The sequence below is a fragment of the Acinetobacter sp. M5A5_2a genome (genome assembly GCF_053345265.1).
This window is the reverse complement of sequence record NZ_JBKEZV010000002.1, coordinates 48825-72159: the sequence shown is the minus strand read 5'-3', so window position 1 is coordinate 72159 and position 23335 is coordinate 48825. Positions and strand designations below refer to the sequence as shown.

Below are 23335 nucleotides of genomic sequence, written 5' to 3'. Positions count from 1 at the left end.
GGAGTGGTTCCTGGTGAATACGTTGTTTAAACAAACCCTGACAGCAAGTCTTTTGTCTACCATGATTGCAGGTACAGCTTTTGCTGCACCTTCAGAAGCAGCACCTGATTTTATCAAGCGTGTTGCTGATGGTTTGATTGCTCGTTTAAAAGCTGACCATGCTAAATTGCAAGCAAATCCTGCTTTAGTGAAGGCTATCGTACGTCAGAATTTAGACCCGTATGTTGATTCACAAGCATTTACACGTATTGTAATGGGTACTTATGCGACTAATCAGTATAGTACAGCTGCACAACGTGCTCAGTTTGAAACAAACTTCCGTAATACGTTAATTGAAAATTACGGTAGTGCATTTGCTAAGTATACGAATCAAAGCTATACAATGCGTCCTTATAAAGCAACTGCGGGTAAAAACCCTGTAGTGACATTGGACTTTAATCACAATGGTGAAAAAATTCCTGTGTCTTTCCAGTTAGCTGATAAAGGTACTCAGTGGAAAATCCGTAATATCAATGTTTCTGGTATTGATTTAGGATTGCAGTTCCGTAACCAGTTTGCTGCAACTGTGAAGCGTAATGGTGGCGATTTAAATAAAGCAATTGCAACCTTCCAGCCGGATGCAGACGCTGCTGTTAATCAGAACAAACAGAAATAAGTAGGTGAATAGTGGTTCAGTATCTCAACCAACAATTGGTTGTTTCGGGAAAAATTGATTTTGAAAATGCCGAACAACAGTATAAAGCTGGGTTAGATATCATTAAGAAGCAACAAAGCTTTCCTTTAGTGGTAGATTTAACACAGCTTGAGCATGGTAGTACCTTGGCATTGGCTGTTTTAGTTCAATGGCTACGTGTTACTCCGCAGAATACTGGTTTACATTTTAAAAATGTACCCGAAAAAATGCTGAAGATTATTCAAGCCTGCCATTTGCAGGAAGATCTACATCTGATTTGATCTGTAAAATATAAAAAAGCACCTAAATATAGGTGCTTTTTTATGCTTGGAATTAGCATTTTATTACAAAGCTTAGATCCATTTTTTCCAGCGGAAGTAAATAATAGGACCAATAAAGAAGCCCATAATAATGAGTAAAACAATAAAGAAACTAGTCGTACCATGTGCAAAAGGTAGTACATCTGTGTTCATACCATAGATACTGGCAATGAGCATAGGCGGAGCTAACATACTTGGTAAAATCGAGAATCGACGGATCGTGTCATTCTGCTCGGTATTAATGAATCCAGACGTTGTATCAAGCAAGAATCGTACTTTTTGGAATAAGAAGGCATCATGTTCTACGAGTGAGCGAACATCTTCACTGAGTTCTCGAATATCTGCATCGTAAATATGACTGCCTAATGCGCGTGGACGTGATAAAAAAGTAAGTACACGTCGCAAATCAATTAAACAGAGCTGCGCTTTTCCTAGCATATCTTCTTGTTGAGCTAGTCGCGTAATCATATCGTCAAGATCTAGAATTTGTTCACGCTGGTGGTTATTTAGAACTTCAGTAGAGTATTTTTCTAAATCTTTGTGGATATCTTCCAAGATATCCGCAAGCTCATCGAGTTTTGCCTCAAGAAGGCCTAATAAAATCCATGTTGGATCTTTATAGTCCATGTCATAGTCATTTCGACGGGCACGTGCACGGAAGGCACGAAAGGCAACTAATTTTTCTCCCCGCATCGTAAAGAGACGGTCTTTATGTAAGATAAATGCAACCGTTTGCACCATCGCTAAAATGTGTGATGAATCTTCTGCATCACCATCAACTTGATAATTTTTATTTTTCGTTAAAAAATAGGTGCTGATATGCAAAATACCGTCATCATCACGGTAAAATCGTGCTGAGGATGAAATATCTTCAAGCGACTTTAGTGTGGGTAAGTTTTGATCATAGGCATCTAAGACCCATTGTTGCTCTTCTTGCGAGGGGGCAATAAGATCAAGCCAGACTAATTCGGGATGTAGATCAAATCCACCATTGATGGTGGCATCTTCCAGACTTCCGCGTTCTGTGGCATAAAAGGCTTCAAGCATGTGTCTTTTTTCCTCACGCAGTCTGATGGAAATGGATGGGTGTATTTTAGACAAGGATTTGCCGAAAAACACTTGCTAATACGCTATTTTGCAAAAAAAAACTTTATCGATAGTTTAGTTTGTCAGCATGACAGTTCAATAAAACGGTTTTTTACACTATGAATTCAATTTGTATTTTCTGTGGTTCATCTCTTGGTTCAAACCCAATTTTCCAACAAGTTGCCCAAACTACAGGCGAGGCTATTGCAAAACAAGGTAAGACCTTGGTTTATGGTGGTGGTCGCTCAGGTTTGATGGGCGTTGTCGCTGATAGTGCTTTACGGGCAGGTGGACAAGTCATTGGAGTAATACCTCGTGCTTTGGTCGATCGTGAGTTAGCTCATCCGGGCTTAACCAAATTATATGTTGTCGAAAATATGCATGAGCGTAAGACCAAAATGGCAGATCTTTCCGATGGCTTTATTGCTTTACCGGGCGGTGCGGGTACATTGGAAGAAATCTTTGAACAATGGACGTGGGCGCAATTAGGTATTCATCAAAAGCCATGTGCTTTCTTAAATGTAGCTGGCTTTTATGAAGATTTACTTAAAATGATCCAAGGAACGGTAGATAATGGATTTAGCCAAGCACGGTTCGTTGATAAATTGATCGCTTCAGACAAAATAGAAGATATTCTTCAACAATTTGAACAATATCAGGCCCCTGCTCCAAAATGGGCAAATGCTGATGTACAGCCATAAAGAGGTTAAATAGGTGAAAACAATTACGGTCGCTGCTGCAGTGATCTTGAACGAGCAAAATCAGTTATTGCTCGTAAGAAAGCGTAATACCCATGCTTTTATGCAAGTTGGTGGTAAGCTGGAACCTAATGAGGCGCCAGAGATCACAATGCAGCGAGAAATTTTAGAAGAAGTTGGAAGTTCTTGTGTAATTGAGCAATTTCTTGGTCGTTTTGAAACAGCAGCGGCGAATGAACCAGATCACATTCTGGTCAGTCATTTATATCTTGTTCAACTCGATCAGGCTCCTAAAATTGCTGCCGAAATTGCAGAAATGAAATGGGTGGATTTAAATGATTCAGAAACTCACCTCGCACCGTTAACCCGTGAAATTGTTATTCCTTGGTGTGAGCAGCATTTATCTACAGTTTAATGATCTTAGCTCGTTAAAGTTGCCGCTAAACAGGCGGCATGAATGGTTGTACATCCTAATTGCTTTAATACCTGACTAAGGGCATAAATTGAACTTCCGGTGGTAACGACATCATCAATAATCAGAACACGGCGATAACGCCGTTTTTCTTGAGTAAATGCAATGAATTGTTGTTCGATGTTCTCAAAGCGTTCCAGTCGAGAAAGCCCTTTTTGTGAATGCTCAGCAAGGCGTTGCACTGGCTGCCAAACAGGTATTTTTAATTGCTTGCTTAAGATATTCGCGAGTAATAGTGACTGATTAAAACCACGTTCAATTAAGCGTTGATTCGAAATTGGCATAGGTACAATAGCCTGTACCTTAGGAAATTTGAGTTGTTGTAAAATTTCACCTAATAAGATTTGATAATGTAATATTTGTTCATATTTAAACTGCTGAATGATCCGATTGACTGGATATGCATAATCACAGGCCACAAGAACGGATTGATCATTACGTTGAATTATTTGTTTAAGCCATGGTAACTGTTCCCAACAGTCCTTACAGAGCGAATGTTTTTCTCGCACACCTGACTCACACAACAAGCAAGGTGAGAGTGAGTGGATAAGATGCTGCGGATTTAAGAAACTAAACATATGCATAACGAGGCGCTTCTGGAAGCCAACGTTTTAATAGTGCATCTGCTTGTTCTGGATAATCTTTTAACACTTGCTGAGCTACATAATGAGCTTGACTCAGTAAGTGGTCATCTCGCTCTAAACGAGCAACTCTAAATCCCATATCTCCAGTTTGTTTAGTACCTAGTAATTCACCCGGCCCGCGTAACTCAAGATCTTTTTCTGCAATCACAAAGCCATCATTACTTTCTCTTAAAATAGAAAGTCTCTCTTGGCCATTTTGTGAAAGAGGTGTTTTATATAAAAGTACGCAAAAGCTGGCTTGAGCACCTCGACCGACACGACCACGTAATTGATGTAACTGAGAAAGACCTAAACGCTCGGCATTTTCAATCACCATAATAGAGGAGTTGGGAACATCTACTCCAACTTCAATGACTGTCGTTGCAATAAGAAGCTGTAATTCATTATTCTTAAATGCTTGCATGACCGCTTGCTTTTCGTCGGCTTTCATTTTGCCATGCACTAAGCCAATATTGAGCTCAGGAAAGCGCTCTTTCATTTCTTGATAAGTTGCTTCTGCTGCTTGAGCATCTAAAGTTTCAGACTGTTCAACCAGTGTGCACACCCAATATGCCTGTTTTCCATCTCTGCAATTCGAAGCAATTCGTTGGAGTACTTCCTCACGACGATCAAGCGGAATCGTAACTGTTTGAATTGGGGTACGCCCTGGTGGTAACTCATCAATAATTGATGTGTCTAAATCACCATACGCACTCATTGCCAGTGTTCTTGGAATAGGAGTGGCTGTCATGACGAGTTGGTGCGGGGTGAACTGCTCAGCACCTTTATTACGCAGAGCTAAGCGCTGATCTACGCCAAAACGATGCTGTTCATCAATAATCACTAGACCTAATTTGGCAAATCCAACATTATCTTGAAATAACGCATGTGTACCAATAATAAGTTCAGCATGACCTTCTTTAATTTGTTGCTCTGCTTGTGCGCGAGCTTTACCTTTTTGTTTTCCAGACAACCATGCAACAGTAATGCCTAATGGTTCAAACCAACGCTTAAAATTTAAATAGTGCTGTTCTGCAAGAATTTCAGTAGGAGCCATTAATGCAACCTGCCAATCTGCTTCTAAAGCATGGCAAGCGGCCACAGCTGCAACCAAGGTCTTTCCAGCGCCTACATCGCCTTGCACTAATCGAAGCATTGGTTGGTGCTGTTTTAAATCATTCAAAATTTCTTTAGATACACGCTTTTGTGCATTGGTCATTTGAAAAGGCAAAGCTTCTAATAGTTTTTTGGCTAATATTTTGCTGCTTGAAAAAGCTGGGGAGGCGATTTGGCGAATATAAGCACGTCGATTAAGTAAACTAATTTGGTGTGCAACCAACTCTTCAAAAATAAGCCGTTGCTGTGCGGGGTGTGAACCTTGAGCCAATTGAACCATATTGGCATCAACTGGAGGCTCATGAATGTAATACAAAGCCTCTTTAAGCGCATAGCCATTGGTATATTGTTTTGGGAGTAGCTCTGGTAAGGCATCACTATGATGCTTTAAAGCTTGTTTTACATATTCGCGCAGTTTGGGTTGGGTTAGTCCATCTGTACTGGGATAAATTGCTGTAAGCTGGGTCTTGGGTAGGGGAGTATGGTCATTAATGAGCTGAATTTCTGGATGATACATCTCAAGGCCGCGAGCACCTACGCGAACTTCACCAAAAATACGTAAGCGATGACCTGGTTTTATTTTGTCAGTCAGGTTTTTATAAATATGATAAAAGCGTAAGGTGACTTTACCGAATTCATCTTGAACCAAGGCTGCCATAGATTTTCGTTTTCCCGGAGGGAAATCAATTGATCTGACCTCACCTTCGAGTAAATAGCTACGCCCAACCACAAGTTGATTCATTGCAATAATCGTACTGCGGTCTTCATAATCACGTGGCAGATGAAACAGTAAATCATCTGTGGTAAAAATATTTAGTTTTTCGAGCAGGGCTGCTGAAGCCGATCCAACGCCTTGTAACTGATGGACTGAAGTCATGTCCCCTCAACGAGTTTTCTATGCATATATTATTTATCGGTTATGGTAAAACATCTCAGCGTGTTGCTAAACAACTATTTGAGAAAGAACATCAAATTACCACAATCAGCCGTAGTGTAAAAACAGATAGTTACGCAACCCATCTTGTTCAAGATATCTTTAAACTCGATTTAAGTAAAATTGAACCTGTAGATGTTGTATATATTTTACTTTCTCCAAACGAGAGTACGGTTGAGGGTTATCAATATACTTATGTAGATAGTATTGAACCGATTCGAGAAGCATTAAAACCACATCCGGTCAAAAAAATAATTGTAGTCTCTTCTACGCGGGTATATGGTGAAAATGCAGGGGAGATCATTGATGATTTTAGTGAAGTTCAACCAAGCGATGCACAAGGCCATATCTTACGTAATATGGAGTTGCTTTGGCAGAAGCATTATCCAAACCAATGTGTAATTATTCGCCCAACTGGCATTTATGGAACTTCCGTTGCCCGTTTGAAAAAAATGGCTGAAAATAATCAAAGTTATCCAAATATACATTATAGCAATCGAATACATATTGATGATTTAGCAAGATTTTTGGCTTTTATGGCCGACTATGAAACTCATCAAGCGAGCTATATTGTGACTAATAATGAACCATTGCCTTTGCATGAAGTTATCGTGTGGTTCCAAAAACAATTGGGATTACCAGAGTTAACTTTAGAATCAAACCAAACTTCAGGTAAAAGAATATATGCGAAACATTTGCTTCAAACAGGTTTTCAATTAGAGCATCCAATTTGCTTTAATGACTATTTATTATGTTTAAATGTTCATAGTACTAAATAAAATTTTGATTAAACTTTAAATAAGAATAGAAATACCTGATGAGGCAGCCAAATTGCCGATAAAGATAAAAAGGTTGAAAGTGAAAAAAATTTGCTTAGCTCTTATTTTGAGCTTAACAGCTGTCGCGAGTTGGGCAGAGGATCAGGTGTGGTGTGCATATGATCCAATTGGCTCCCAAGGGGATATCACACGTCGTTTAAATGACATTCGATTATATGCCCAGCAATATCAAGTCAAATTTAAAGTGGTTACCTATCAAAAGGAACAACAGGCCATACAAGCATTTGACGAGGGTAAATGTTCTGGTTTAGCGGCATCTAATTTTAATACTTATCGTTATAACCAGTTTATGGGGAGCACCTCAGGTATCGGGCTTATTCCTAATAATCGTACCGCTAAAAGCTTATTGCAGCTTTTGAATCATCCAACAGTCGAGAAAAGGCTAATTTCTAAAGACTATGAAGCGGTAGGGATGATTCCAATTGGCACTGCCTATATGGTCCTAAAAAATAAGAAAATCTCTAGAGTGGCTCAATTAAGAAATCAGCGTATTGGGGTGTTACCAAACAATCCACCACAACAGGCATTGGTACGAAGTGTGGGTGGTCAGCCAGTTTATGTTGATTTATCTAATGCGATTGTTCAGTTTAAACAAGACAAAATCGATATTGTTCCTGCCCCCATATATGGACTATTGCCATATAACTTACAAAAAGAATTTGGACCAGATGTCCAAGTCATTAACTTTCCTTTGGCATATTTCGGCGTCAATTTAATTATTAAACCACAAGCTTATCCTGCTAATTTTGGCCGAAAAATTCGAGGATGGTTTGTTCAAAACAGCCAATTACTGACTAACCGTGCGACCCAGTGGGAAAACCATTTACCTGCCTATTACTGGGTAGATGTCTCTTTTTATGAAAAGCAGAGCTATGACGTTATGGTTGCAAAAATACGTAATCAGTACGTTCTTTCAGGTTATTACGATGCTTATTTTGTTCAACTTATGAAGCGTCTGCGTTGCATGGATGATCCACGCTATTTTGAATGTCCAATTCGCTAATAAAATAAAAGGCAACTTTCGTTGCCTTTTATTTTGACTAAAAATCTTAAGATTTTTTACGTTTTAAACGTCGTTTTGCTTGTTGAGATGCCATAGCTTCAAGCGCATCTTTTAATTCTTCATCGGTAAAGGTCGTGATGTGTTGCAACATTTGTAAGGTTACTTCATCAAGAACCAATTGTGCACCCGCAGCCATTTGACGGAAATTATCATCAAACTCGATTTGGCCTTGGTCATTGGTTCGAATGTAATTTTGCTGTGTAAGTACTTTTAAGAAGCTTTGGAATAAAGCTTTGTCGAAGAACTCTGGCGAATTAAATTCATATAGAACAGACAAACGTTGTCCGAGTAAATGACTTAATTCTTCAACCTGTTTAGCAGAAATATTACCCGAACCACGTTGAGTAATGAGCGCAAGCGTCATGTAGTAACGCTCAAGGCTTTGCTTAACAGGAGTAGCTAAAACAACGAGTTGATTATGCTCTTCAGTATTTGGTGCAGAGCTAATCAAGTTACCTTCATCGTCTTGTTGAATAAGTTTCGATTGAACCAATGCATCTGCATATTGCTCAATTTGTTCTTTAAGCTCGCTACTCTTCCATTTAAGGAATAACTCTGCCTTCAAGAATGGATACAGGGTATAGATGACATTGGTTAAATCTGAACGGCTGATTTTTCCATTGTGTTCAACAAGTGATGCAACCAATGACGGTAAAACAAAGGCGTGCAAAATGTTATTACGGAAATAGGTCAGAAGAACAGCTTGGTTATCTTCAATCCCAATAATATCGCCGAGTGCATGCTGAACTCGTTTAATGAGTTTAAGCTTTAAACCATAAGCAATAATTTCTTTACCAGAAAGTGGTGTTACTTCCATACGTTGGTCATATGGGAAGTTTGATGCCAGATTGCGGTAAGCTTCAAGCTGCTTAATACAGATTTCTTCATCAAGCGTATGCTTTGGAGTTGCAAGCAAAATAATAGAAAGTAAAGAGACAGGGTTAATCACCACAGCTCGGTTAATATTTTCTAAAATGGCATGTGCAGAGCTATTTACTGCATCTGAAACCGCTTGAGGAATTGGGTCGTCATTCTTTTCGATATGAACATTTTCTGCATTATGTTGCTTAAGCAGATCATCAAGGAAAACAGGCTCACCAAAGTTCACATGGACTTTGCCGAAAATACGTTCAATTTTTCGTAAGGTTTTTACAATACCAAAAATTGATTCGGCTTCTTTCGGTTTACCTTGCATTTCGCCCACGTAGGTCGAGCCTTCCATCAATCGTTCATAACCAATATAAGTTGGTAAGAAGACGATCGGTTTAGCACGGCCACGTAAATGGCTGTGAACTGTCATGGCAAGCATACCAGTTTTAGGCGGTAATAGGCGTCCTGTACGTGAACGACCACCCTCAATAAAGTATTCAAGAGGGGTGTTGCGTGACAAAATACTATATAAATATTCTTTAAATACCGTTGTATAAAGGCCATTTCCACGGAAAGAACGACGAATAAAGAATGCGCCACCTCCACGTAAAAGTTGCCCTACAAATGGTAGATTTAAGTTATCACCGGCAGCAATATACGGAACCATTAAGCCACGTTTATAAATCACATAGGATAATAATAAATAGTCAATGTGACTGCGGTGGCAAGGTGTATAAACCACTTCGTAATCTTTTGCCAGTTCACGAACAGTGCTGAAGTTGTGCACTTCTACGCCGTCATAAAGTTGGGTCCATAAGCGCGTTAAAGCAAGATCGGCAAAGCGTACAGCTGAGTGTGAATAATCAGATACGACTTCATTTACATAACCAATCGCACGACGTTCAGCTTCGAGCATACTCACTTTTCCGCGAATACTTTCACGGCGGATCGCTTCTTGCACATCGCGAGATTTTACAACCGACTGCATGACATTACGGCGATCCGATAAATCGGGGCCTAAGACCACTTCACGTTGACGATCTAAGTAATCATTTAACGTACTTACAATATATGTAGCTGGTGAAAGGTTTGGATAATGCTGTTGTGCATATTCAACCAGTTCACGTAGCGATTGCGGTTCATGAAATTCTAAATATGATTGGCGGCCATGTAAGCCAATGTTGACCAATTGCTTAACGGTGCTTGGTGTAGCCCATGTATCTGAAAATAAGAGCTTAAACCAAGAATCTTCTTTATCTGGTGTACGGCCCCATAAAACGGTAACCGGAACAAGCTCTATATCTAGTTCAGGATTTTCTTGTAAGACTTCAATTAATTTTAGTAAGCGTGGTGGAAAAGCATGAGGAGGAGGATTCAGTAAATTATTTTCATCATTGTGCTGTAAAAATAAAACCGATGCTTTTTCCTGATGAGTGCCAACAACTAATGGGTCTAACGCAGGTTTTAAATTTAAACGACGCGTTTCTCCATCAACCACCAAAGCATTGCTTCGAGAATGGTTTTGTAAGACATAGCACACCACTTTCTGGCGGTCAGTTTTTGCTTCTGTTTCTGATACTGGTTCAGTAGGAACTTCCCCAAGAACATGTGGTGTTACCACGAGGTCAAGTAGTTTACTCGAAAGCCGACGATACATTTGACCAAACCCACTCTTGGACATAAGAACTCCTACTTCTTAAAGACAAATCCCAGCACCAAATGCGGAGGGTAATTATTTTGAGGCATTTGTTGAAAAAAACAATATGCTAATAGCGTATAAATTATAATGCTTTTGGCATATTTTATCGTTAAAAATCGTATTTTTAGCTGTTATATGAGCAATGTTCGTCATAAGTTGACTGATTGTTCCATGTTCAAATAGTTTTTTATGGCACAATAGATTCTACACACCTGTCCTTTAATACGATTTTTTACCTGAAATATGAAGGTATCTCTCATGAATGCGCTAACCCAAGAACTAGTCGAGCTTCTCACTTTAGAAAAGCTAGAAGAAAATATTTACCGTGGCATGAGCCGTAATCTTGTCGGTAAACGTGTCTTTGGTGGACAGGTTTTGGGTCAGGCTTTACGTGCAGCATCTTATACAACTGATCGCCCAGCGCATTCTTTGCATGCATATTTTTTGTATGGTGGTGATATTAATGCCCCAATTATCTATGAAGTAGACCGTTTACGGGATGGGAAGAGCTTTGTAAGTCGTCAAGTCCGTGCAATTCAGCATGGGCGAGTAATATTTTCAGCGATGGTTTCTTTTGCCAACCCAGAAGAAGGTTTGAACTATCAACATCAAGAACCTGAGTATCCTGCACCAGAAACGCTTAAATCTGAAAATGAACTGAAACAGGGTATTCTAAACTTTGTACCTGAAAATGTTCGTGCTAGTTTCATGCGTGAGCGTCATGTAGAAATTCGTCCAATTGATCCGGTAAACCCGTTTCAGCCGCAACCCGAAGCTCCATATAATGCGCACTACATCCGCACGCATGATCGTATTCCAAAACAATTAGATGATATTGCTCTGCATCAAGCGATTGTTGCCTTTTATTCAGACTTTACTTTAATGACAACGGCTTTAAGACCGCATGGCTTAAGTTATATTTCTCCAAGTTTGCAATGTGCAAGCATTGATCATGCGATTTATTTCCATCGTCCACTTCGTGCGGATGAGTGGATGTTGTATGACATGGAAGCCACAGTGAGCGCGGCTTCACGCGGTTTAAACTTCGGTCGTATGTGGCAAAATGGTCAGCTTGTATGCAGTACAGTACAAGAGGGTTTAATCCGTTTGCGGGAAATTGAAACGCAATAGATTCCTCGAAAAAGCCATCTAACCAGATGGCTTTTTTCTTTTTAATGGGATCGATGTGACAAAAAATTGCTCGAATGAAAAGCAAGCTCATGTCATATTGTAAAAAGGTATGCCAACTGAAAAAAATAATGCTGATATGAACTTAAATACACAAATTCTGATTGCCGCCATTTTAGGTTTAGCCTTTGGTTTCCTACTCACAATGTATCCAGATACAGCTTTTGTAAAACATAGTTTATATGGGCTTGGAATATTAAGTAGTGTTTTTATTGGGCTCCTTAAAATGCTTTTGGTACCTTTAATTTTTAGTTCGATTGTTGTGGGGGTATCAAATCTACAAGCAGGCGGACAGTTAGGGCCAGTCTGGAAAATCACATTTTTATGCTGTTTAACTACAACCACTTTAGCCTTAATTTTAGGCATCAGTTGTGCTCATTTATTTGAAGTTGGACGTGGCATAGATATTTCTATTTTCCAGACATCTATGCAAAATTATCAAGCACCAGATAGTTTAAACCCTGCAAGTTTTTTCACTAATTTTATTCAAAATACTTTAATTAACCCATTTAAAGCGTTTAGTGATGGTAACGTTTTAGCCGTCGTAGTCTTTGCTTTATTTGTCGGTGTCGCTTTGGTGCAGGGTGGGGAACGTTTCAAAAGTATTCGTTTATTGAGTCACCAGTTCTTTGAAATGATGATGTTGCTGGTTGGCTGGGTGATGAAATTAGCGCCGTTGGGTATTTTTGCTTTGTTAGCAAAGTTAATGGCAACAGAAGATATTTCGGTATTAAGTCGTTTGGCTGAGTTTGCAGTCGTTGTAACGGGCACAACTATTTTTCATGGCGCCGTTGTGTTACCACTACTGCTTTGGGTTTTTGGTCGTATGAGCCCGTGGACCTTTTTTAAAGGGACGCGTACAGCACTGATTACCGCATTTGCAACCAGTTCTAGCTCTGCCACTATGCCGCTTAGTATGAAGTGTGCGCAAGAAAACTTAGGCGTGCGCCCGCAAACAGCAGGATTTGTTATTCCATTAGGCACACAGTTGAATATGGATGGTACTGCACTATATGAAGCGGCAGCTGCATTGTTTGTGGCAAATTTGGTGGGTCTAGATTTAAACCTGACACAACAAATTATAGTGTGCTTAACAGCAATGATTGCATCACTCGGTGCGCCAGGAATACCTAGCGCGGGCATGGTCACTATGATTATGGTTTTACAGTCTGTGGGTTTGCCAGCTGAGGCAATTGCAATTTTACTTCCGATTGACCGTTTGTTAGATACAGTCAGAACAGTGGTAAATGTGCAGGGCGATATGATGATTAGTGTGGTTGTAGACCGTTATACGAAAGATAAAGATATCAGTGTCTAACTATCTATAGATCAAAAAAAGCAGGATTTTAAATCCTGCTTTTTTATTTTAAGCAGCTTGAAGTTCTGCTCTTTTTGCTGCTGGAGATTGCGATAAATAGCTAACCGCATCTTCAGTACTGCCTTCTTTGACTGGATCATACCAAGGCATGAGGTAATCAATTTGCTGGGCAATAAGCCAGAGAGGGTTAGGTAAAACCTGATTATCTTTTCGGCTAATTTTGTACCACTCTAAAGTAACCCACACTGGAAAAAATCTAGATTTGGCTGCATCTGCGAAACGTGGATCTTGTTTCATAATATGTGCAGCGCCATCTACCCATAATCCAAGTACAAGTGTGATAACAGCAAGACTCATATAGTAACGTGGAATATAACCGCCACCAAGATGACGATATAAATCAAAGGCAACCGTGCGGTGTTCAATTTCTTCTGAACCGTGCCATTTAACCAGATCCACCATTTCTGGATCTGCGCCTAGTTCTTCCCATCGCTCGTTATATAACGCATATTTACCCAACACGCAGGTCATATGCTCAACAGTTGCAATAACTCCTAAACGGAATAAATCCCACTGTTTTTCTAAAATTTTTGGAACTTCTCTATCAAAAGGTTTGTCTGCCAAAGCGATAGTAAATACATAATTCATAATGTCCAGATTTCTCTGGATATCAATATTACGTGCGCTTAAATATTCTTTGTTTGCAGAAGTGTGGGCATTGGCATGCATAGCTTCCTGGCGGATAAATGCTTGTACATCCTGCTTGAGTTTTTCATCTGTGATTTGCGGTAAAACCTTATTATACAAACGGCAAAACCAGAACTCTCCAGCAGGCAAGATATTATTAATTTCATTAATAAAATAACTTGCGAAAGGCTGATTAGGAATCCAGTCGACAGGGGTATCTTTCCAGTCAAATTTTACTTTACGTGGAAGAATTTTATAATCAATAGAAGAGCCTAAAGCCTTGGCCTTCAAAAAAGATAACAATTTCATCATTTAGTCCTGATTTTTAACTCGATGAAGTTATAACGAGTATAAAAAAAGCCCCTACATTTGTGTTTAGCAATAGGGGACAATTGAGTATAAATTTAATGAAGAAATTGTATCTGTGAGGATAATTTAGCTTTCAGCATCCTCATCTGTCGCTTCAGGGATTGAATCGACATCAAATTCTGGCTGTTGATCCAGTGTGAAATGTAAACGCCCTGCCATAACACTTGCTAACTCTTCTAAGCCTATTTTGTTAAGTGAAGAGAAAAGCTGAATAGAAAAATCAAGCTTCATTTTTTTCAGCTGTTGCTTAACTTCAAGCAGGACTTTATTTGCAGGACCGCGATTAAGTTTGTCTGCTTTTGTTAATAGAATATGAACAAAGAGATGACGTGAATAAGCCCACTCTAGCATCATCATGTCGAAATGCTGTAGAGGATGGCGAATATCCATAAGTAATACTAAACCTTGTAAGCTTTGGCGATGGATCAGATAGTTTTCTAATTCTTTTTGCCACACCCGTTTCATATCTTCGGGAACCGCTGCATAACCGTAACCTGGAAGGTCGACCAAGCGTTGATCAGGGTTGCCTAGACTAAAAAAGTTAATCATCTGGGTACGGCCTGGCTTTTTAGAAGCGCGGGCAAGTTGTTTCTGATTGGTTAATGCATTAATCGCACTCGACTTACCAGCATTTGAGCGCCCTGCAAAAGCAATCTCGTAGCCGCTATCTTCAACACAAAGTGCCAATTTAGGTGCACTCATTAGAAACTCAGCTTGGCGTAACCAGTTTAGTGATTGCACAGCATAGGCTGTGATCGCCGGATCTGGTGCTTTTTCATAGCTGATCTTTTGCTTGGGTGCGAGTCTGGCTTTGGTGTCTTTCGATTTTTCACTACGACGCATAAAAAATAACTTTTTAGATGAGAGGGCTCGTGCCTAGTATAAAGGAGCTTGGTTATTCTTGCTAATTTTCAATAAATCTACTTATGAAAATCAATAGAAGTCAGATTTGTAAAAAGGCAATAGGAGAGTCAGGTGGAGCAGACTTTGACTGTTGCAAAACCTCTCCAAGCGTGTATTGGTCTAGACTTTGGTAAAAGCTTTCTAAAGCTTGGTCAAGAATACCTTTTAAACCACAGTGACTTCGCAATACACAAGGTGGCGTATTGCATTCAACGATTTGATTGTCACCCTGTAATATTCGGACAATTGAACCTAAATTTGAGTTAAGTGCATCTGGATTTAAGCGAATTCCACCGCCTTTTCCACGAATGGTAATAATCCATTCCTGCTTACCCATGAAGTGAACAACTTTAACCAGATGGTTTTGTGAAACATGCAAATCTTTCGCGATTTCTGCAATCGTGTAGGGTGCATCACTTGGGCGTGCAACATACATTAATAGTCGTAATGCATAATCGGTAAATTTATTAAGCTGCATGATCACCAAAAATGGAAGAGATTAAAAGGATGATCATCTTAGCCTGAAAGTCTAAATAAGAAAACTTTCAGGCAAGAGGTTTTTATATTAGAGCGTTAAAGGCGCTGAAACTTGAACTTGATCGCCAACTCTATAATGTTCAAGCAAGATGTTCGCTACTGAGAACTCTGTATGGTTTTCTTCAGGCTGAACTTCAAAATGATATGAGTTGTTTTCCTGAACTTCTGTAAATTTAAAAGCTTTCGGTTGTTCAAGCTGCTCATCTGGAACTTGCACTTTAACAGAGATAAAAGCATTTGCAGGTCCGCTAAGTACGTCTTCATGGTCAGTTGCTTTTAAGGTGAAACGTTTGCCGGATTCAAGAGGATCAATTTGAGTAATTTCAAATGAACGCCATCCAGCCCATCCACCATTTAAGTTTTTAAGTTGTTCATATTTTTGTTTTTCAACGCCAATTAGAATATCTGCCAATTGTAAATAAGCCTGTTTCCACGCCTCAATCAGTTCTGATTCAAATGGCACGTTGAGTACTTCACTAATTGAATGAAGTAAGTTGTCGCCAACAATTGCATATTGGTCTGGTTGAATATCTAAGCTCACATGTTTAGTCGTAATACGCTCAACTGCTTTCGCTAAAACAGTAGGGTTCTCAATATTTTCTGCATATGCAAGAACGGCAGCTGCAAGAGCACGAGGTTGACGTAAGCTAGTTTGGTCATCCAAGTTAAAAACATTTTTTAATTCAGGATTGTTATTAAGCATACGCTTATAAAAGTATGTGGTCAGCGTAACGCCGTGTTCACGTAAAACAGGTACTGTGGATTTAACGAGTTCGATTTGTTGTGGAGTCATGGCTAGACCTTATTTATCTGGCTATATAAGATGTATTTAAAATACATCTTTAAAAAAACAATCGCAATAGATTTTTTATAAAAACCATAAAAAAATTAGGGAATATAAAATTCCCTAATTTAGAACCGATATATCGAAGAAAGTTATTTGCCAAATAGTGAACCAAGCAGGCCCCTTACTAATTTTTGACCTGTACTTCCTCCTAGACTGCGTGCAGCACTTTTTGCAAAAGTACCCACAATATCTTGCGTAAGCTTGGCTCGTTCACGTGCTGCTCGTTCTTCTTCTTTTTGCTGTTCACGTGCTAATCGCTCTTGTTCCTTTGCTTGCTGCTTTGCTAAAGTTTCTTGCTCTTTTTCTTGTTGTTTAGCAAGTTCAGTATTTTGTTGCTGTTGCTCACGTTCAGCGACTTTATTTTGTAGCATTTCATAAGCGCTATCACGATCTACAGCTTGTTCATAAATACCAGCAATAATACTTTTTGAGATTAGAGTTTGGCGCTCTTCTGGAGTGATTGGTGTAAAAGCAGAGTAAGGAGGCATCACCCAGCCCCGTTCTACAATCTGTGGCGTACCTTGCTCATCAAGACAACTAATTAGCGCTTCACCAACAGCCAGTTCGGTAATGGCTTCATCAACTTTAAAGTTTGGATTGGCACGGAAAGTATCTGCTGCGGTTTTTACTGCTTTTTGATCTTTAGGGGTAAATGCACGTAGCGCATGTTGAATACGATTGCCAAGTTGACCGAGAACACTTTCTGGTAAATCGAGTGGATTCTGAGTAATAAAATAGATGCCAATACCTTTAGAGCGAATTAAGCGTACAACTTGCTCAATCTTTTCTTGTAATGCTTGACTGGCATTGTCAAATAATAAGTGAGCCTCATCAAAGAAAAACACGAGTTTTGGTTTGTCCATATCGCCAACTTCTGGAAGCTGTTCAAATAACTCCGAAAGCATCCATAACAAGAAAGTGGCATATAGCTTAGGCGTATTCATGAGCTTGTCAGCAGCAAGAATATTGATATAACCATGTCCATTTGCATCGGTTTGTATAAAGTCTAGAATGTTTAAAGCTGGCTCACCAAAAAATTGTTCTCCACCTTGGTCTGCAAGAGCAAGCAAGTTACGCTGAATAGCACCTAAGCTAGCCGGAGATAAATTGCCATATTCTGCTTTAAATTCTGCTGCATGTTCACTAACGAAGGTGATCATGGCTTTTAGGTCTTTAAAGTCTACTAACAGTAGGCCCTGGTCATCCGCAATTCGAAAAACTGCAGCTAATACACCTTCTTGGGTGTCATTTAAATTGAGCATACGAGCCAATAAAATTGGCCCAATCTCAGAAATAGTAGTGCGAATAGGGTGGCCTTGTTGGCCGAACAGATCCCAGAAAATGACAGGGTTAGCAGCAAAAGGAATGCTATCAATCTGTAATAATTTTAGACGTTCATTAAACTTATCTGAAGCCTCACCTGATTTTGCGAGACTCGAAACATCGCCTTTAGCATCGGCAAGAAATACAGGAACGCCGATTCGAGAGAAACTTTCTGCTAGAACTTTTAAAGTAACTGTTTTACCTGTACCTGTTGCACCTGCAATTAGGCCATGGCGGTTAGCAAACTGAGAAAGCAAAACAATTTCTTTTGATGTGTCATTCAGATTTTTAGCAATAACAATCGGTGTACCCATATATTTTTATCCTTTGGTTCGAGCCACTATAATGTTGTCGTTTTTACAGTTGTTTCAGTGCATTTTCGATATCTTGAATTAAATCTTGCGGATCTTCCAGTCCTATACAGAAGCGAACTAATAAACCTTGTTGTAAATGTGTATTCTCAAGTTTTCTCATCATTTTTAAATCATAAAGCATGATCAAGCTAACTGGTCCTCCCCAACTAAATCCAAGTTTAAATAACTCTAATGCATCGCAAAAGCGACGTACTGCGGTCATGTCATAATCTGGTTTGAAAATAACACTGACTAAGCCAGCACTTTGACCGTTTGTGCAGATTTCTTGCCAGTATTGATAGCCTGGGGCGGTCTCATCACTTGGATGTAGAGCTTGTGCAAAGTGAGGTTGGTCTTTTAGCCATTTAAGTAAAGTTTGTGCATTGGCTGACTGTTGTTCATAGCGTAAAGACATATGAGCAAGACTGCGTTGGACTTGAGCCGCATCGTCTCCTGAAACTGCAATACCTAAAATGGCATGTGTACGGAACAGACGATGATGGAGTTTATCATCACGAGTTACAATGCTACCCATTAAGATGTCACCGCCACCACTCGGATATTTGGTTAGAGCATGGACGGTTAAGTCGACTGATAGGTCTTCATCAGAAAAATTAAAAGCATTAAACGCAAGCCCAGCTCCCCAGGTGTTATCTAGGGCTGTTAATACACCATGTTTTTTAGCTTTTTTAACTAGATTTTTAAGATCAGGGAATTCTAAAGTAACCGAACCCGCAGCCTCTAACCATAATAGTTTACTTTTTTCAGTCGGTTGAAAACTTGAAGCGTCAATAGGGTTATATACTTTAACAATGATGCCATATTGATTTTGTAGATGATTTAAATGTTCTAGATTTGGTCCATAAATGTTGTCTGGGACCCATACTTCATCATTAGTGCTTAAAAATGCTGAGTTCACAACATTAATTGCTGATAGACCACTCGGTGCAAGCAAACAATGCAATCCACCTTCAATTTGCGCAATATTGTCGCCTAAGGTGAAGGTAGTGGGGGTGCCATGTGTCCCATAGCTATAGTCGTAATCATCAGTCCAATGGCGATCAAAAAGGTGCGAGGTTGACTTAAAAATAATAGTCGATGCACGAAATAAGGGTGGTTGCACTGTTTCGATAAATTGCGGAGCCTTTCTTGGTGCGTGAATGAGGCGAGTCTGGAAGTCGTTATGCTTTTTCATAGTGCGTTGCATTTTAGATAATAAAGTTAGATTAAGAGAAATTTAAATTCTTCGCTAGATTTACGAAGTTTTATAAGACGTTTCGTTACAGTAGACCCATAAAATAAAAACTTGGCTTTATTTTTGCAAAGACCACTACAACATTCTAACAACAATAGGTTTAAGCGCATGAAGTCGCATTTACGAGTTCACTATTTTCAACATATTGCAGGTGAGGGATTTGGAAGTTGTTACTCATTTTTAAAAGCCCATCACGCGACCATTAGCTCTACGGAGTTCTTTGCACTTCCAGTTGATCGATCACTTGAAATAGAGGCTTTACCCAGAATCGAAGAAGTTGATTTGTTACTGGTCATGGGTGGAACGATGAGTGTAAATGATGAGGCAAATTTTCCATGGCTTAAGATAGAGAAAAGATGGTTGCGCCGTTATTTGGCAGCAGGAAAGCCTGCTATTGGTCTTTGTTTAGGGGGGCAACTGATTGCTAATGCATTGGGCGCGGCGGTGAGCCGTAATCGCTATCAGGAACTTGGCTGGTCAACAGTCCAGAGAGTTGCAAATTTACCTCAAGAAAGCTTTCCGTTACCTGAAAAGATAAATGTTATGCAGTGGCATAGTGAGACATTTGAAATACCTAAAGGCGCTATACACTTGGCGGAGAATAGAGCTTGTCGCAATCAGATGTATCAGATTGGAAAAAATGTGCTTGGTTTTCAGTTTCATCCAGAGATGACACCAGCAGCTTTAGCGCTCTTACTTGAAGATGAAGAGGAATTGTCTATTTTTGACGGAGAATATGTTCAATCTACGCGTGAACTACAGTATTCAGAAGCACAAAAATTTGAGCAAGGTAATCAACTCCTAAATAAAGCTATTGAGTTTGTAATAAATGCCTAGATGAACTCTGAATGCTCGATCAAAGCAGGTTTTGTGGAGAAAATAGAAAAAGAGAATTGCATAAGACTTAAACAATCGTTATAATGAGCGACCCTCAATAGGAGGGGCATTTACTGCGAAGAAAGTGGTAAATGTGCATTACAGTCGTGGCATCGATCATGACCTTAGTGATTTTCACTGCCTTTGACACTTACCAATGGGTGAGATGCGTCAAGGGTGATTCTTTATATGTTTGGCTTGGAGTTTACTGGTATGTCTAACCAGAGAATTCGTATCCGTTTGAAGTCTTTTGATCATCGTCTGATTGATCAATCTGCTCAAGAGATCGTAGAAACCGCTAAGCGTACTGGCGCACAAGTTTGTGGTCCAATTCCGATGCCTACTCGCATCGAACGCTTCAACGTTCTTACTTCACCGCACGTTAACAAAGATGCGCGTGACCAGTACGAAATCCGCACCTATAAACGTTTGATCGACATCGTTCAACCTACAGATAAAACTGTTGATGCATTGATGAAATTAGATCTTGCGGCTGGTGTTGATGTTCAGATCGCTTTGGGTTAAGGCTTTCGGTTGATTAACTTTTAAGTTAATTAGGCCGCTTTTTTAGAGGTTTATGCACATGGCTATTGGTTTAGTCGGTCGCAAATGTGGTATGACTCGCATCTTTACAGATGCAGGTGTTTCTGTACCTGTTACAGTCATCGAAGTCGATCCAAACCGCATTACGCAAATCAAAACACTTGAAACTGATGGTTATCAAGCTGTTCAAGTAACTACTGGTGAACGTCGCGAATCTCGCGTAACTAACGCTCAGAAAGGTCACTTTGCGAAAGCTGGTGTTGCTGCTGGTCGTTTGGTTAAAGAGTTCCGTGTTACTGAAGCTGAGCTTGAAGGTCGTGAAGTTGGCGGTACTATTGGTGTTGATTTGTTCACAGTTGGTCAAGTTGTTGACGTAACTGGTCAATCAAAAGGTAAAGGTTTCCAAGGTGGTGTTAAACGTTGGAACTTCCGTACCCAAGACGCTACTCACGGTAACTCAGTTTCTCACCGTGTATTAGGTTCTACAGGTCAAAACCAAACTCCTGGTCGCGTGTTCAAAGGCAAAAAAATGGCTGGTCACTTAGGTGATGAACGCGTAACAGTACAAGGTCTTGAAATCGTATCTATTGACGCTGAACGTTCTGTTTTAGTTGTTAAAGGTGCAATTCCTGGTTCAACTGGCGGTGACGTGATTGTACGTCCTACCATCAAGGCCTGAGGGGAAATACCGTGAATTTGAAAACTGTTTCCGGCTCTGCTGTTGAATTGTCTGAAGTTGCTTTCGGACGTGAATTTAACGAAGCTCTTGTACACCAAGTTGTTACTGCTTATTTAGCAGGTGGTCGTCAAGGTACTCGTGCTCAGAAGTCACGTGCAGACGTTTCTGGCGGTGGTAAAAAACCATTCCGTCAAAAAGGTACTGGTCGTGCTCGTGCGGGTTCTACTCGTAGCCCTATCTGGGTTGGTGGTGGTAAAACTTTTGCTGCTCGCCCACAAGATTGGTCTCAAAAAGTAAACCGCAAAATGTACCGCGGTGCAATGCAATGTATCTTAGCTGAACTTGTTCGCCAAGATCGTCTTGTATTAGTTGAAGAGTTTGCTATTGCAGCTCCAAAAACTAAAGAATTGCTTGCTAAGCTTGGCGATTTAAATGCCGCTCGTGCATTGATCGTTACTGAAGCTGTAGATGAGAACTTATATCTTGCAGCACGCAACCTTCCGCATGTAGATGTGGTGGATGCAACTGCAATCGATCCTGTAAGCTTGATCGCGTTTGATAAAGTTGTTATGTCTGTAGCTGCTGCTAAGAAAATTGAGGTAGAACTCGGATGAACAACGAACGTATCTATCAAGTCCTTAAAGGACCAGTCTTCTCAGAAAAGGCACAAGTTTTAGGTGATACTGTTGGCGTTCAAGTATTTAAAGTAGATATTAATGCTACTAAACTTGAAGTTAAAAAAGCAGTTGAAAAACTTTTTGGCGTAGAAGTTGTTAAAGTTAACACTACTATTACTAAAGGTAAAACTAAGCGCTTTGGTAAAACATTGGGACGTCGTTCTGATGTTAAAAAAGCATACGTCACCCTGAAAGCCGGCCAAGATGTTGAAATGGCTGACTTGGGCGATACCGCTGAAAGCGCAGCGGAATAAGGACGAAAATTATGCCGATTCAAAAATGTAAGCCAACGTCTCCAGGACGTCGCTTTGTAGAGAAAGTGGTTCATGATCACCTTCACAAAGGCGCGCCTTACTCACCGTTGGTTGAAGCAAAAAAACGTACTGGTGGTCGTAATAATAACGGTCACATTACAACTCGTCACGTTGGTGGTGGTCATAAGCAACACTATCGTATCGTTGACTTTAAGCGTAATAAAGACAGCATCCCAGCTGTTGTAGAACGCATTGAATACGATCCTAACCGTACAGCACATATTGCTTTATTGAAATATGCTGATGGTGAGCGTCGTTATATCATTGCACCTAAAGGCTTACGTGCTGGCGACAAAGTACAATCTGGTAACGATGCTCCAATTCGTCCAGGTAACTGCTTGCCACTTCGTAACATGCCGATCGGTTCTACACTTCATAACGTTGAACTTAAAATCGGTAAGGGTGCGCAATTAGCGCGTTCTGCTGGTGCTTCTGTTCAGTTGTTGGGTCGTGATGGTTCTTACGCAATTGTTCGTCTTCGTTCAGGCGAAATGCGTAAAATTCATGTTGAATGCCGCGCTGTAATTGGTGAAGTTTCTAACCAAGAAAACAACCTTCGTTCATTGGGTAAAGCTGGTGCTGCGCGCTGGCGTGGTGTTCGTCCTACCGTACGTGGTATGGCGATGAACCCAGTTGATCACCCGCACGGTGGTGGTGAAGGGCGTAATAAAGGTATTCAACCTGTAAGCCCATGGGGTCAAAAAGCTAAAGGGTACAAGACACGTACCAATAAGCGTACGACTAAGATGATTATTCGCGACCGTCGCGTCAAGTAAAGGAATCTGACTAATGCCTCGTTCTCTGAAAAAAGGCCCATTCGTCGATGCGCACTTGTTCGCTAAGGTTGAAGCGGCTGTTGCTAGTAACTCTCGCAAGCCGATTAAAACTTGGTCTCGTCGTTCGATGATCCTTCCAGATTTTGTTGGTTTAACAATTTCTGTTCATAATGGTCGTAATCACGTTCCAGTAATTGTTACTGAGCATATGGTTGGTCATAAACTCGGTGAATTCGCGCCAACTCGTACCTATCGTGGTCACGGTGTTGACAAGAAGTCTAAACGTTAATAGGTGTC

The 23335-nt window shown here is 40.1% G+C and carries 25 protein-coding genes and 1 pseudogene; 15 read left to right on the top strand and 11 right to left on the bottom strand.

What is annotated here, in order from left to right; translation table 11 throughout:
• Window positions 1-13 precede the first annotated feature (13 nt).
• Both ACLBWE_RS02700 and ACLBWE_RS02695 read left to right on the top strand, forming a co-directional pair.
• Window positions 14-655, top strand: coding sequence for an MlaC/ttg2D family ABC transporter substrate-binding protein (locus ACLBWE_RS02700; protein WP_004639556.1), 642 nt, complete (start codon window positions 14-16; stop codon window positions 653-655).
• 11 nt (window positions 656-666) lie between these two features.
• Window positions 667-954, top strand: a complete 288-nt coding sequence (locus tag ACLBWE_RS02695; protein WP_003653685.1) for an STAS domain-containing protein — start codon at window positions 667-669, stop codon at window positions 952-954.
• Between the two features lie 72 nt (window positions 955-1026).
• Here the strand turns inward: ACLBWE_RS02695 and ACLBWE_RS02690 are convergent, their stop codons facing one another.
• Window positions 1027-2040, bottom strand: coding sequence for a magnesium and cobalt transport protein CorA (locus ACLBWE_RS02690; protein ID WP_004639553.1), 1014 nt, complete (start codon window positions 2038-2040; stop codon window positions 1027-1029).
• A gap of 158 nt (window positions 2041-2198) precedes the next feature.
• Between ACLBWE_RS02690 and ACLBWE_RS02685 the strand changes: the two genes are divergently transcribed.
• Together ACLBWE_RS02685 and ACLBWE_RS02680 are read left to right on the top strand one after the other, a co-directional pair.
• A complete protein-coding gene (locus tag ACLBWE_RS02685; protein WP_005038465.1) occupies window positions 2199-2780 on the top strand; it encodes an LOG family protein in 582 nt (193 codons plus the stop codon).
• 13 nt (window positions 2781-2793) lie between these two features.
• Window positions 2794-3192 (top strand): NUDIX hydrolase, encoded by a 399-nt coding sequence (locus ACLBWE_RS02680; protein WP_005038468.1) that lies wholly within the window; start codon window positions 2794-2796, stop codon window positions 3190-3192.
• Window positions 3193-3197: 5 nt separating this feature from the next.
• Here ACLBWE_RS02680 and ACLBWE_RS02675 read toward each other — a convergent pair whose 3' ends face one another.
• A complete protein-coding gene (locus ACLBWE_RS02675; protein WP_447601437.1) occupies window positions 3198-3827 on the bottom strand; it encodes a ComF family protein in 630 nt (209 codons plus the stop codon).
• Window positions 3820-5865, bottom strand: a complete 2046-nt coding sequence (gene recG / locus ACLBWE_RS02670; RefSeq protein ID WP_311085644.1) for an ATP-dependent DNA helicase RecG — start codon at window positions 5863-5865, stop codon at window positions 3820-3822. The genes ACLBWE_RS02675 and recG overlap by 8 nt, the downstream gene beginning before the upstream one ends.
• Window positions 5866-5885: 20 nt before the next feature.
• Between recG and ACLBWE_RS02665 the strand changes: the two genes are divergently transcribed.
• Both ACLBWE_RS02665 and ACLBWE_RS02660 read left to right on the top strand, forming a co-directional pair.
• Window positions 5886-6701 carry an NAD-dependent epimerase/dehydratase family protein gene (locus ACLBWE_RS02665; protein ID WP_447601030.1) on the top strand — a complete coding sequence of 272 codons (816 nt, stop codon included), beginning with the start codon at window positions 5886-5888 and terminating at the stop codon, window positions 6699-6701.
• A gap of 79 nt (window positions 6702-6780) precedes the next feature.
• A complete protein-coding gene (locus tag ACLBWE_RS02660; RefSeq protein ID WP_447601028.1) occupies window positions 6781-7764 on the top strand; it encodes a putative solute-binding protein in 984 nt (327 codons plus the stop codon).
• Window positions 7765-7810: 46 nt separating this feature from the next.
• Here ACLBWE_RS02660 and plsB read toward each other — a convergent pair whose 3' ends face one another.
• Entirely contained in the window at window positions 7811-10375 is a 2565-nt protein-coding gene (plsB, locus tag ACLBWE_RS02655) for a glycerol-3-phosphate 1-O-acyltransferase PlsB (RefSeq protein WP_045433169.1), read from the bottom strand.
• Window positions 10376-10651: 276 nt separating this feature from the next.
• On the opposite strand from plsB, the gene ACLBWE_RS02650 reads away from it, so the two are divergent.
• Both ACLBWE_RS02650 and ACLBWE_RS02645 read left to right on the top strand, forming a co-directional pair.
• Complete coding sequence (locus ACLBWE_RS02650) at window positions 10652-11524, top strand: acyl-CoA thioesterase (RefSeq protein ID WP_003653674.1); 873 nt, start codon at window positions 10652-10654, stop codon at window positions 11522-11524.
• Between the two features lie 109 nt (window positions 11525-11633).
• On the top strand, window positions 11634-12899 hold the full coding sequence (locus ACLBWE_RS02645) for a dicarboxylate/amino acid:cation symporter (RefSeq protein WP_005038480.1): 1266 nt from the start codon (window positions 11634-11636) through the stop codon (window positions 12897-12899).
• Window positions 12900-12947: 48 nt separating this feature from the next.
• On the opposite strand, the gene ACLBWE_RS02640 is transcribed toward ACLBWE_RS02645, so the two are convergent.
• The 7 genes and pseudogenes from ACLBWE_RS02640 to ACLBWE_RS02610 form a co-directional block, all read right to left on the bottom strand.
• Window positions 12948-13898, bottom strand: coding sequence for a metal-dependent hydrolase (locus tag ACLBWE_RS02640; protein WP_092710358.1), 951 nt, complete (start codon window positions 13896-13898; stop codon window positions 12948-12950).
• A 123-nt stretch (window positions 13899-14021) separates the two neighbouring features.
• Window positions 14022-14798: a ribosome biogenesis GTP-binding protein YihA/YsxC gene (yihA, locus tag ACLBWE_RS02635; RefSeq protein ID WP_003653671.1), complete on the bottom strand. Its 777-nt coding sequence runs from the start codon at window positions 14796-14798 to the stop codon at window positions 14022-14024.
• 100 nt (window positions 14799-14898) lie between these two features.
• Complete coding sequence (locus ACLBWE_RS02630) at window positions 14899-15336, bottom strand: RrF2 family transcriptional regulator (protein ID WP_004639536.1); 438 nt, start codon at window positions 15334-15336, stop codon at window positions 14899-14901.
• 87 nt (window positions 15337-15423) lie between these two features.
• The gene (locus ACLBWE_RS02625) at window positions 15424-16188 is read right to left on the bottom strand and encodes a globin domain-containing protein (protein WP_447601023.1); all 765 of its coding nucleotides are present in this window, start codon (window positions 16186-16188) and stop codon (window positions 15424-15426) included.
• A gap of 2 nt (window positions 16189-16190) precedes the next feature.
• Window positions 16191-16342: pseudogene (locus tag ACLBWE_RS02620) on the bottom strand (hypothetical protein).
• Window positions 16332-17879, bottom strand: coding sequence for a helicase HerA-like domain-containing protein (locus ACLBWE_RS02615; protein WP_348948788.1), 1548 nt, complete (start codon window positions 17877-17879; stop codon window positions 16332-16334). Before ACLBWE_RS02615 ends, ACLBWE_RS02620 begins: the two are co-directional and overlap by 11 nt.
• Before the next feature lie 43 nt (window positions 17880-17922).
• Complete coding sequence (locus tag ACLBWE_RS02610; protein ID WP_447601021.1) at window positions 17923-19113, bottom strand: PLP-dependent transferase; 1191 nt, start codon at window positions 19111-19113, stop codon at window positions 17923-17925.
• A gap of 168 nt (window positions 19114-19281) precedes the next feature.
• On the opposite strand from ACLBWE_RS02610, the gene ACLBWE_RS02605 reads away from it, so the two are divergent.
• The 7 genes from ACLBWE_RS02605 (at window position 19282) to rpsS (ending at window position 23327) form a co-directional block, all read left to right on the top strand.
• Entirely contained in the window at window positions 19282-20010 is a 729-nt protein-coding gene (locus tag ACLBWE_RS02605) for a type 1 glutamine amidotransferase (protein WP_005038489.1), read from the top strand.
• 252 nt (window positions 20011-20262) lie between these two features.
• Window positions 20263-20574, top strand: coding sequence for a 30S ribosomal protein S10 (gene rpsJ / locus ACLBWE_RS02600; protein ID WP_000070912.1), 312 nt, complete (start codon window positions 20263-20265; stop codon window positions 20572-20574).
• A gap of 58 nt (window positions 20575-20632) precedes the next feature.
• Entirely contained in the window at window positions 20633-21271 is a 639-nt protein-coding gene (gene rplC / locus ACLBWE_RS02595) for a 50S ribosomal protein L3 (protein ID WP_004639526.1), read from the top strand.
• 11 nt (window positions 21272-21282) lie between these two features.
• Window positions 21283-21885, top strand: a complete 603-nt coding sequence (rplD, locus tag ACLBWE_RS02590; RefSeq protein WP_003653663.1) for a 50S ribosomal protein L4 — start codon at window positions 21283-21285, stop codon at window positions 21883-21885.
• A complete protein-coding gene (gene rplW, locus ACLBWE_RS02585; RefSeq protein ID WP_003653662.1) occupies window positions 21882-22202 on the top strand; it encodes a 50S ribosomal protein L23 in 321 nt (106 codons plus the stop codon). Before rplD ends, rplW begins: the two co-directional genes overlap by 4 nt.
• Window positions 22203-22213: 11 nt before the next feature.
• Window positions 22214-23038 (top strand): 50S ribosomal protein L2, encoded by an 825-nt coding sequence (gene rplB / locus ACLBWE_RS02580; protein WP_004789629.1) that lies wholly within the window; start codon window positions 22214-22216, stop codon window positions 23036-23038.
• Between the two features lie 13 nt (window positions 23039-23051).
• Window positions 23052-23327, top strand: a complete 276-nt coding sequence (gene rpsS, locus ACLBWE_RS02575; RefSeq protein ID WP_001138119.1) for a 30S ribosomal protein S19 — start codon at window positions 23052-23054, stop codon at window positions 23325-23327.
• Window positions 23328-23335 lie beyond the last annotated feature (8 nt).